This window comes from Neisseria sp. P0022.S010 (assembly GCF_051956635.1).
In genome coordinates this window covers 1-10812 of record NZ_JBQCXF010000080.1, presented here as the reverse complement: position 1 = coordinate 10812, position 10812 = coordinate 1, and the positions used below count along the sequence as shown (strand labels likewise).

Annotated in this window: 12 protein-coding genes; 9 read left to right on the top strand and 3 right to left on the bottom strand. The window is 45.8% G+C overall.

Annotation, left to right across the window (positions count from 1 at the left end; all coding sequences use genetic code 11):
• The 6 genes from ACTHUT_RS09200 to ACTHUT_RS09175 form a co-directional block, all read left to right on the top strand.
• Window positions 1-527: DUF2345 domain-containing protein (locus tag ACTHUT_RS09200; protein ID WP_440418747.1), on the top strand; the 527-nt coding region annotated here is incomplete at its 5' end.
• A 3-nt stretch (window positions 528-530) separates the two neighbouring features.
• The gene (locus ACTHUT_RS09195; RefSeq protein ID WP_440386667.1) at window positions 531-2048 is read left to right on the top strand and encodes a hypothetical protein; all 1518 of its coding nucleotides are present in this window, start codon (window positions 531-533) and stop codon (window positions 2046-2048) included.
• 170 nt (window positions 2049-2218) lie between these two features.
• Complete coding sequence (locus ACTHUT_RS09190; RefSeq protein ID WP_440418746.1) at window positions 2219-3139, top strand: PoNe immunity protein domain-containing protein; 921 nt, start codon at window positions 2219-2221, stop codon at window positions 3137-3139.
• Between the two features lie 66 nt (window positions 3140-3205).
• Window positions 3206-4906 (top strand): RHS repeat-associated core domain-containing protein, encoded by a 1701-nt coding sequence (locus ACTHUT_RS09185; RefSeq protein ID WP_440386665.1) that lies wholly within the window; start codon window positions 3206-3208, stop codon window positions 4904-4906.
• A 9-nt stretch (window positions 4907-4915) separates the two neighbouring features.
• Window positions 4916-5278, top strand: a complete 363-nt coding sequence (locus tag ACTHUT_RS09180; RefSeq protein ID WP_440386664.1) for a hypothetical protein — start codon at window positions 4916-4918, stop codon at window positions 5276-5278.
• Window positions 5279-5543: 265 nt separating this feature from the next.
• Window positions 5544-5699, top strand: a complete 156-nt coding sequence (locus tag ACTHUT_RS09175; RefSeq protein WP_440386663.1) for an RHS domain-containing protein — start codon at window positions 5544-5546, stop codon at window positions 5697-5699.
• A 297-nt stretch (window positions 5700-5996) separates the two neighbouring features.
• Here ACTHUT_RS09175 and ACTHUT_RS09170 read toward each other — a convergent pair whose 3' ends face one another.
• Window positions 5997-6371 (bottom strand): MTH938/NDUFAF3 family protein, encoded by a 375-nt coding sequence (locus tag ACTHUT_RS09170; RefSeq protein WP_440386662.1) that lies wholly within the window; start codon window positions 6369-6371, stop codon window positions 5997-5999.
• A 206-nt stretch (window positions 6372-6577) separates the two neighbouring features.
• On the opposite strand from ACTHUT_RS09170, the gene ACTHUT_RS09165 reads away from it, so the two are divergent.
• From ACTHUT_RS09165 to ACTHUT_RS09155, 3 genes are all read left to right on the top strand, one after another.
• Window positions 6578-7885 carry a homoserine dehydrogenase gene (locus ACTHUT_RS09165; RefSeq protein WP_440386661.1) on the top strand — a complete coding sequence of 436 codons (1308 nt, stop codon included), beginning with the start codon at window positions 6578-6580 and terminating at the stop codon, window positions 7883-7885.
• On the top strand, window positions 7878-8312 hold the full coding sequence (locus ACTHUT_RS09160) for a hypothetical protein (protein ID WP_036490891.1): 435 nt from the start codon (window positions 7878-7880) through the stop codon (window positions 8310-8312). Before ACTHUT_RS09165 ends, ACTHUT_RS09160 begins: the two co-directional genes overlap by 8 nt.
• A gap of 149 nt (window positions 8313-8461) precedes the next feature.
• A complete protein-coding gene (locus ACTHUT_RS09155) occupies window positions 8462-8956 on the top strand; it encodes a hypothetical protein (RefSeq protein ID WP_070822153.1) in 495 nt (164 codons plus the stop codon).
• A 46-nt stretch (window positions 8957-9002) separates the two neighbouring features.
• Here the strand turns inward: ACTHUT_RS09155 and ACTHUT_RS09150 are convergent, their stop codons facing one another.
• Together ACTHUT_RS09150 and ACTHUT_RS09145 are read right to left on the bottom strand one after the other, a co-directional pair.
• Entirely contained in the window at window positions 9003-9719 is a 717-nt protein-coding gene (locus ACTHUT_RS09150; protein WP_003746659.1) for an S-methyl-5'-thioinosine phosphorylase, read from the bottom strand.
• Between the two features lie 66 nt (window positions 9720-9785).
• Entirely contained in the window at window positions 9786-10808 is a 1023-nt protein-coding gene (locus tag ACTHUT_RS09145; RefSeq protein ID WP_440418748.1) for an AI-2E family transporter, read from the bottom strand.
• Between the last annotated feature and the right edge of the window lie 4 nt (window positions 10809-10812).

Sequence of the window (10812 nt, the reverse complement as noted above, 5' to 3'; positions counted from 1 at the left end):
CCAGCAGCGCAGGGAAAGTCACCATTGCGGCGAAGGAAGAGATTCTGATCACCTGCAAAGGGGCGTATATCAAGTTGAGTAACGGGGAAGTTGAGATCGGAAGTCCGAAGGTGGTGCGGGTGAGGGCGCCGTTGGTGGTGGGTGGGGCGAATGCATGGGATTTGGATTTAGCTGGGTTTTCCATGCATAAAAACGACTTTGAGATTTTTTATCACGATGCGAACTTGATGCCTATCGGTAACGCCCCTTATAGAGTGGTGCTGGCAAATGGAAAGGAATATACGGGTAAGCTGGATACAAATGGAAGGGCAGTATTGAAAGATATCAATATCAGTCCCGCCAACGTTTATTTCGGCTATTCCGAAGATCCTGTCGATTTGCCTTCCATCGAAGATTTTGAACAGGATTTCTCCGCAAAGGCGGTTATTGGTCAATTGGCGGAGTTTGATTTGCAAATACCGGAGGATAAACTTTCAGAAGTGATTGATTTGCTTCTAGACTCCGATCTAGATTACGAGGATGATTAAACTATGAGTATCACATTGACCAGACAGGAAGAAGAGGCAGTTAAAAACCTGCTTCTAGATATGGCGACAGCCATCCCGCCGTTGAATGTGGTTGCGGGCATTCGGGACATTACATCGACAGGATGGGACTTATATCGTCAAAACTATAAAACCCCGGAAGAAGAAAATGAACTCAAACTACAGCTTATTCTGGGCATAGTCTGCCTGATACCCGGAGCAGGTGCGCCGGTTAGAACGACGTTCAGACAGTTGATACGTAATCCTGACTTTTACGGTCCGTTGATGTTTGAAATCATCACAAGGATTATTGAGAAGGCCAATGTATTGATGGTGAGAAACAATTTTCGTCCAATTCCCGTCAATCCCGAAGCCTTTTTGATGCAGCTTATCGATATCAGTAGGTTGGAGCGGGAGTTGGAAAGTGCGAGAAAAGCGGCATTGACTTCGGCAAAAGATAGTGTATTTGGGCGCTGGTTCGATGTATCCGGCACCATCAATGCCTGTTTTGATTTTGTAAAAAGGAATCTGTCTAGTTGCCTGATTCTACTTTCCCGCTATATCCGAAAAGCGATTACCAGAAGCAAGGATCGAAGCAACAATAGCGGTGCGCGACAAATACAGCCAAAGATTTCGCCGCAACCCAAGAATCTGCCGCCGAACCATCCTGCAGCAAAATCGCATCCGCCCAAGCCACCTAGATCAAACAAACCGAAGACAAATGGAGGAAAGGAAAACAACCGACCTTCTAAACATACTACTTCCGGAAAAATGGCGGAACAAGTGAAAGCAAGAGAACCCTCAAGATGGAAGGCATTCGGCGGCGGGGTCGGCGAGCACATCGCCGACTACTACTGTTTGGAAAAACTTGGTTGGGGTAAAGGAAATTGGATAGCACACGACAAACATACGGCGGGAAGTTGGAAACCCGATGCGAAAGAGAGGAAGCTTAACGACAAGGGCAAACTGAAAAAGCTGGCGATAGCAGGTAGCGACAAAGGCATAGACAGCTTTTGGCAGGCAAATCCGGCAACCAACGGCGGCAAACCCTATGCCGTAATCGAAGCGAAAGGGTCATTTACTGCATTGGGTACGGACTCCCAGATTGCCAAGAGGCTGGGCGTATTGTCGGAGAAGGAAGGCGGAAGGCACGTGGTGCAAATGGATCATGTGTGGATTCAGGAACGGATTAATGATTTGTTTAAGAAAGGACAATTGCCAATATCAGTACAGGTCGATTTTCAAAAAATTATTGTTAGATCAAAATGGAAAGTTTTATACCGTCGCCACATCATCTATACTGCCCTGAATATCCCAGATACCGTCGGCTGGCAGCATGCAGACGCGTTATTGAACGGATACGAAGAAACCAAACACCGAAATCATAACGATATATCGGTTAGACATATCGACAACGAAAGGCATATCGACCGCATCATCGCCATCCGTCGGCGCGATGCCCGAAATGAGGAAAAACGCCATAACCAATCCAAACCCACCAACCGACCGAGAGGTAGAAAATGACAGAAAACACAATACAGTACGACCGCAATAAAGACCGCCAGGGATTGTTTAAAGAAGAGTTTTTTAGACAGTCATATCAAAATAATCTGTGGTTACTTAATGTAGCATTAGAAGGAATGCATGAATTTCCAACGTCACCACCAGAAACGGTTGTCGATTCATTATATGTATTGACCATAGCAGAATACACCGCAGGTTATCCGATAGAGATCGTCCGCGAACGCTTTGCCCAGGCAATCGAATACAGCCGCCTGTGTTTGGAAATCGATGAAAAATATCCCGTGGACGATCCCGAACTGATCGAAGAAGGTTGGACAATGTCCGTTTGGGGCGGAGGGGCGAGTGGCAGAGATTTTCTGGTGAACGCCATCGGCTTGTGCCTTCTGTTTGAACAGGCTGACTGGCTGGAAATTATCAAACGGTGCTATGAATTGGACGGCTTTATTGATACATCTTTTAATGCCTTGATCAATATGGTTATTCCGATGGATTTTGATCCGAAAGCCAAATTCCGGCGCGGTGGTCATAATTTCCGCAAACCCCTGCTACAAGCAATCATGGCGGAGAGCAAGGAAGAAACCCTGAAACACCTCAACGCCTATCTCGCCGGTTGGTACGACGGCAACCGAAAAATCGGCAATCCCCTCATCGACACTCATTTGGAGCAAGATCCCGAATACGGTGGCTATATCGGCTACTGGAGCTTCGAATCCGCTGCCATCGCCTATTTGAAAGACTTGGACGATACCTCCTTGCGGCAATACCTGTACTACCCCAAAGATATGGTGGATTGGGCTCGGGAGCAGAAACTCAAACGGGAACAGGAACAAGACTGTGACGGTAATCTCCCCCTGTTGCTCAATGCAGGCACACACGCCCCGTTTTCAGGAAGATACGGTATAAACAATTTCATTGGGCATGAGATCCAAATCAAGCAGGGCGAGCTTCTGCCTGCCGGACAAGTCAGTGCGAAGAGGGATGAGAAGGGTAATCCTATTTTTCGGGAAGATACCGTTTGGAGATTGCTCAAACGCGAAGACAAAGGCAAAGTCCGTTTCAGCGAAAAAGAATTGGAAGAGCTTCAAAAGTAAAATATAAACGAAACGATAAAAAGGTCGTCTGAAATCATATCGGGTTTTCAGACGGCCTTTTGCATAATGCACAAGAGTAGCCGCCACCAATACTTCTACGACAAACTCGGCAACCTCATCAGGGAATACCGCCACGACAGTCTGGACGGCACAGCCCGAAGCCACGTCTGGCATCACCGCTACGACGCATTGGGCAACCGTACCGAAACCATCCGTCCCGACGGGCAGCGTATCGGTTATCTCCACTATGGCAGCGGCCACCTGCACGGTATCACCCTCAACCGTAACGAAATAGCCGCCTTCGAGCGCGACAAACTACACCGCAAAACCGAACGCACCTTTGGCAAACATATCCGCCAACAAACACAATACGACCCCATGGGCAGAATCCTGCAGCAAATCCACAACCGCAGCCGGCGCGAATACGGCTACGATGCCGCCGGACAACTGACCCATATCCAAAGCAAAGGAGGCCAAACCCAATACCGCTACGATCCCATCGGCAGACTGATCGCCGCCGTCACGCCCGATTTTAGCGAAACCTTTGCCTTTGATCCCGCAGGCAACCGTCTTGACCTAAGCGGCAACAAACAAGATCAGGCAGACCAAACAAACAGCCAAGAAAAACCATCCCTAAACAAAGTCTGGGGCAACCTGCTTAAAGAGTACGCAGGCGTACACTACGACTACGACCAACGCGGCAACTTGATCCGCAAAACCCGCAATGGAGAAACTACAGACTACCATTGGAACGGCTACAACCAACTCATCAAAATAGAAAACCGCAACGGCAGTACCGAATACCGCTACGATCCGTTGGGCAGGCGTACTACCAAAATCCGCACCGGGGAAACCACCGTCTACCACTGGCAGGAAGACACCCTTGCCATCGAAAGCACAAACGGACAAAACACCCATTATCTGTTCGAACCCGGTACATTCGAACCGCTGGCGCAATTTCAGACGGCCTCGCCGATAGGCATAGAAAGGGAAGACAAACCCGCCGAACCGTACAGCTACGACCCCGAAACCGATCCGCTGCTGAAAATCCCGCCCGAACCCCAAGAGCAGTCCGAAACGCAGCCCGACTTGATTTATTACCAACTCGACCATCTCGGCACGCCGATTGCCGCACACAATGCAAAAGGCGAAGCCGTATGGACGGTCGAATACGAAGCATGGGGCAGAATCCGTAACGAAACCGTTTCAGACGGCCTCAAAGCCAACATCCCGTTCCGCTTCCAAGGTCAGTATTACGATGAAGAAAGCGGGCTGCACTACAACCGTTTCCGCTATTACGACCCTGAAATCGGGCGGTTTGTAAGTCAGGACCCGATTGGATTATGGGGTGGGGTGAATCTGTTTGAGTATGCGCCGAATCCGACGTTATGGGTCGATCCACTGGGGCTAAAATATCGCTCAATAGGAAGAAGTCAAAATGTTTTGTCAGGTAAGGATAGAACCAATAAAAGTACACAAAATTTAAGTGAATGGAGAAGAAAAATCTGTAGAAGTAAAATAGCAGAAGAAAGACTTAAATTTCTTGGAGATAATTTTGTGAAAATTGCTCCCGGTAAATGGAGAAGCATAGATGGAAATAGGCAATTTAGAATAAAACCTGATGATTATCTAGGTACTCATGGCATGGGAAAACCAGTAATACCAAATACGCCACATGTACATTTTGAGTTTTTGCAACCAAAAGGAAGTAGTATTCACTTCAATGTAGTGAAAAATATACATGTTCCATTAGACTGTTGTTGTTAAGAGGAAATTATGAATCTAGAAATTAGGCGTGATACCATCTATTGGTATATCAAGGCTATTTATTTGCAAGAATTAATTTTTGCTTTAAATAAAGAGGGAAATTATTGGAGTACAAATGTTTGTCTAACAAAGAAAAAAAGAGACTATCATTTGTTATTGCGGATTTTTCTAAATCCAAATGATGAGGATGAATTTAATATAACTGATAGTTGTTTTACTATTTCAATATCTGAAGATACTTTTTCTTTGTTACAAGAATATAATTTATTACTTACCAAGTATGGTACTCCGTTTTCACATGAATTAAATGATTTATGTTTTATCCAATCTGGGAAATGGTTTAGTTGTTATATCTATATTGAAAATGATTAGAAATTTATTGTATGTTACAGGTTAATCTGTAAGCCGCAAACTCAAAAAGTTATATGAAATATTTAAGTTAGAAACTCATAACTATTATTAAGGCCGTCTGAAAAATTCCTCCTCTTTTCAGACGGCCTTTTCAGTTAAAAATATCGGATCGCCATGAAGTAAAGACATTCGGGCGTCCACCGAACTGTACGGCTACGACCCCGAAACCGATCCGCTGCTGAAAATCCCGCCCGAACCCCAAGGGCAGTCTGAAGCGCAGCCTGAATTGGTTTATTACCAACTCGACCATCTCGGCACACCGATTGCCGCACACAATGCCAAAGGCGAAGCCGTATGGACGGCGGAATACGAAGCATGGGGCAGAATCCGTAACGAAATCGTTCAGCCGGCCTCAAAGTCCACGTTCTGTTCAGTATCATGATGAAAAGAACAGGCTGCACTACAACCGTTTTGTTATTACAACCAAAAGAATGCTGGATGAAATTGAAAAAAACCGGGGATTTAACAACAAGGGATTTGTTGAGAAAAGGCTGGGGGGATATAAACAAAGAGGCCGTCTGAAAAACCTTTCAGACGGCCTTTTATATTTAAATTCTGTAAGTATTTGTACTAATGAGAGAAAAAGGAGTTAGCAGACTAAAATACTAGCATTATGAATTTAACATAATATAAATTATGCGAACTTGGACTAGCGTGATGCAATAGTCTTTTCTACAAATTATGGCCACAACCAAGCCCATGTGCTTCGGCCTTCGCCTTGCAGTAAAACTAAAGTTCGGCAAGCTGAGGCTGTATTCATGCATTCGAGGCCGACTCCGTAAGTTGATAAGGCTACGGCAATTTTGGGATGCATGAATTGTTGTTTTGCTCCGGTACCGATAATGATGACTTCAGGACGGTTTTCTGCTGCCTCAATTGCTGATACAAAAATTTGTTCGTTTAATTCTCCGATGGTCGCTTGAGGAATGATGCTAATTTTGCCACCTTGCCAGCAAATGGGTTTTGAGTATGTTTGTTCACCAATTTGCAATATGCCTTGCGAGGGTGAAAAAAATGATGTGGCTTCGGCGATATGATTTTCTGTAATTTTCATGGTAATTCCTGTTTTTATGGCGGAACAATTTTTCAGACGGCCTCTGGAAACTTGCAAAAAAAGGTGCAAAATCAAGCAATATCAGGTAGGATTCAATGTTTGACCTTGTGCATTGATGCTTTGCTCTGAATTGACGATTGCAAGCGATTATAACAAGCCTTGGTTTTTCGTGATTATTTTAAAGTATCGGCTCAAAAGGAGACACAATGAAGCCAGTAAATATCGGTCTTTTAGGTTTGGGTACAGTCGGTGGCGGTACGGCTACTGTATTGCAGGACAATGCTGCGGAAATCAGCCGCCGTTTGGGACGTGAAGTCCGTATTTCTGCTGTTTGCGATTTGAGCGAAGAAAAAGCCAAACAAATTTGCCCGAATGCTGCTTTTATCAAAGATCCGTTTGAGCTGGTTCAGCATCAAGATGTTGATGTTGTTGTTGAATTGTTTGGCGGTACCGGTATTGCCAAAGATGCGGTATTGAAGGCGATTGAAAACGGCAAACATATTGTTACTGCCAATAAAAAACTGCTGGCTGAATACGGCAATGAAATTTTCCCTTTGGCGGAAGAAAAAAATGTGATGGTGCAGTTTGAAGCTGCTGTTGCCGGCGGTATCCCTATTATCAAGGCTTTGCGTGAAGGTTTGGCTGCGAACCAAATCCGCAGTATCGCCGGTATCATTAATGGCACCAGCAACTTCATTCTGACTGAAATGCGCGAAAAAGGCAGTGCATTTGCAGACGTACTGAAAGAAGCTCAGGCTTTGGGCTATGCTGAAGCTGATCCTACTTTTGATATCGAAGGTCATGATGCCGGCCATAAAATTACGATTATGAGTGCATTGGCATTTGGTACGCCGATGAACTTTTCTGCCTGCTATCTGGAGGGCATCAGCAAACTCGATAGCCGCGACATCAAATACGCTGAAGAGCTTGGCTACCGTATCAAATTGTTGGGTATTACCCGTAAAACCGACAAAGGCATCGAGTTGCGTGTACACCCTACTCTGATTCCTGAAAGCCGTCTGTTGGCTAACGTTAACGGCGTGATGAATGCTGTCCGCGTCAATGCCGATATGGTTGGTGAAACCTTGTATTACGGTGCAGGCGCCGGTGCATTGCCGACTGCTTCTGCCGTGGTTGCCGACATCATTGATATTGCCCGCCTGATTGAAGCGGAAACTGACCATCGTGTCCCTCACTTGGCATTCCAACCTTCGCAAGTTCAAGCGCAAAATATTCTGCCTATGGATGAAATCACCAGCAGCTACTATCTGCGCGTTCAAGCAACTGACGAGCCGGGTACTTTGGGTCAGATTGCCGCCCTCTTGGCCAAAGAAAATGTTTCTATCGAGGCTTTGATTCAAAAAGGTGTGATTGATCAAAGTACTGCCGAAATCGTGATTTTGACTCACACAACTGTGGAACGTAATGTCAAACGCGCTATCGCAGCGATTGAAGCATTGAGCTGCGTAGATGCTCCGATCACCATGATCCGCATGGAAAGCCTGCATGACTGAGCAACAAACAGACAGGCCGTCTGAAGAACAATTGGCGGCCAGAAAGAAAGCCAAGGCAAAAATCCGTACCATCCGCATTTGGGCATGGGTAATTTTGTCTTTGCTGGCGCTGACCGCCCTGCTCTCGCAATGCGCCATGAACAAGCCGCAGATGAAACAAAATGTGGTGGAGTCTTGCGTGAAAAACATTCCTTTCGCTGAAAAATGGCAAGCTGATTTGAAGGCAAAAGGTTTGGATGCGCAAAACGAGAAATTGGCTCAAGACTATTGTGTCTGCATGTGGGATCAGCCTTTAAGCAAACTCTCTGACGAGCAAATCCGAACCTTCGGTAAAATCAGCCCTGAGGAGCAACTCAAACTTTTGGGTGGCGCGGAAGCTTTTGAAGCACGCGATAAGCAATGCGTGGCTGATTTAAAGGCTGAGTAAACCAATATCTATTTAATTAAACCAAAGCTACAAGGCCGTCTGGAATTTCAGACGGCCTTTCTTATATTAAATTAATAGTAATAAGAATTGATTTCATTATATTTTAAGTTTAAGATAGCTTGGTTAATTGCTTTTCTATGGTTGTTGCCATGCGTTACCACTTTCCTATTGCCGTTGATATTTATGATTTTTTGTATACTGGCCGGTTTGATTATTTGGAAATCGGACAATCGGCAGAGTCTATTTTGCAGATGTTCCCTGCGCCTGATTGCGTCCCTAAAGGCTTGTTGGTACAAAAAGGCTGGAATATTTGGCTTTATGGCGACATCGAGCTGCATTTCTCCGACAATCGACTGACTCAGATTCGTGCTGATTTTCAGCCTGATGCGGCCTTAAGTGGCGGCCGTTGGGTAAAGTTAAATCCGTGGTTTTTCGCAAATGGCTGCCTTGATGTGTATGCCGTCATTCAACGTTTGGTGCAACGAAATATTGATTTTATTAAAACGGAAACGCATACTAATTTAATTTTGCACTTGCAAAGCGGGGTTGAATTGATTTTTGAAAAATGTCGGGGCATGCAACTTGCCTCGTTCCGCAAACAAAAAGCCTCCCTGCCCTACTGGGCGCGTGAAACAGCTTCTTAAATAAAACAATGCCGTCTGAAAACCTCATTTCGGACGGCATTATCAGTTACAAACCATTCAATAATTGTCGGATTTTGGTCATTGTCATAGAAACCTGTTCGTTACAGCCTTCATTCCCTTTCCCATTATCAAAACAATCAATGCTGCTGACGCTGCAAAAGTGGGCATAGGCCATTTTCAACTCCCTGGCCAAAACGGCTTCTGGCATACCGGTCATCCCGAGTACATCTACCCCGTCACGGCGATAACGGGCGATTTCGGCATGGGTCGGGCGGCGCGGGCCTTGTAGACAACCATAAACGGCAGCGTCGTAAATCGGCACATTGTGCGCTTTCGTGATATTCAATAATTCTTGCCGCAACTCATTGCTATAAGGGTTGAAAAAATCGGTATGGACAACCGGGCATTCTTGGCCTTCAAAAAAGGTATCTTTGCGGCCATAAGTATAGTCGATCAAATCGTCCGGCAACACCAGGCTGCCGTTTTCAAAATCAGGATTGATGCCGACGACTGAAGAAATGGCAATGATGTTTTCAACGCCTAAAGAATGTAACGCCCAGATATTGGCGCGATAGTTAATTTCATGCGGCGCGATGGTATGGCTGAAGCCGTGTCGTGCAAGGAAAACAATGTCCAAACGCCCCAACCTGCCGAATAAAATAGGACTGCTGGTTAAGCCGTAAGGGGTGCGGACGATTTTTCGTTCGGTAATTTCGAGCTCCGGCAGTTTGGTCAAGCCGCTGCCGCCGATAATGGCTAACATATAAACTTCCTTTATTATCAATGGCCGTCTGAAACTTGGATTTCAGACGGCCTTAATATCATCGATTTATTTATGTTTGTAGAAATGGCTGCCGAAATAAGCAGATGCGCCTTCACGCAACAGAACCAGCGTCACAGCAGCAAGCGGCAGACCGGCAAGCATACCGACAAAACCCATCAGTTGCCCGAAAGCCATCAACGAGAAAATCACCCAGAAAGGCGACAGGCCGATGCGGTCGCCGACGATTTTAGGCGTAATGAAAAAGCTTTCCAAGAATTGTCCGACACCGAATACAGCCCAGACCATCAATAAGCCCTGCCATGAGCCATATTGCAAAAGCGCGGCAACTGTCGCCAGCAAAAGGCCGGTAAATGCACCCAAATACGGGATAAATACCAAAATACCGGCAATCATACCGATGGCAAAGCCGGAATCCAAACCGACCAGCATCAAGCCCAAGCCATAGACCAAGCCCATAATCATCATAACCATCAGCTGACCGCGCAGAAATTCGCCCAAAACTTCGTCCATATTACTGCTGATACGCGTGTAGGTTTCGATAAAACGGCGTGGAACCAGTTTACTGATTCCAGAAGACCAACGTTTCCAGTCCAACAAGAAGTAATACAGCAACAAAGGCAGCAACACCAAATTGCTGATGCCGCTGATGACGTTACCGCTCTGACGCATCAAGGTAGGAATCCACGCTTTGAGCGTATTGCTCAACTCATCCGTATGCGACTGCAACCATGCGATGATTGATTCTTGATCGATTTGAATATAATCCCCGCTGACACTGTTGAGCCACGGCAGCAATTTGTTTTGAACAAAGCCTACGATTTGCGGCAGGCGTTCGGCCAGATTATTAAACTGATTTAACAGCATAGGTATAATAATCAGCATCAACGCCAGTAATATCAGCAAAGCAAGCGCCATAATAATCATAGAGGCCGGTGCGCGGCGGATACGCTTCAATTGCAGCCATTCGACCAAGGGATTCAAAACATAGGCCAAAACGGCAGCCACAATAAACGGCGTCAAAACATCGCCCAAAGCATATAAAAGCCAATAAAGGCTGCGATGACGCAAGCCA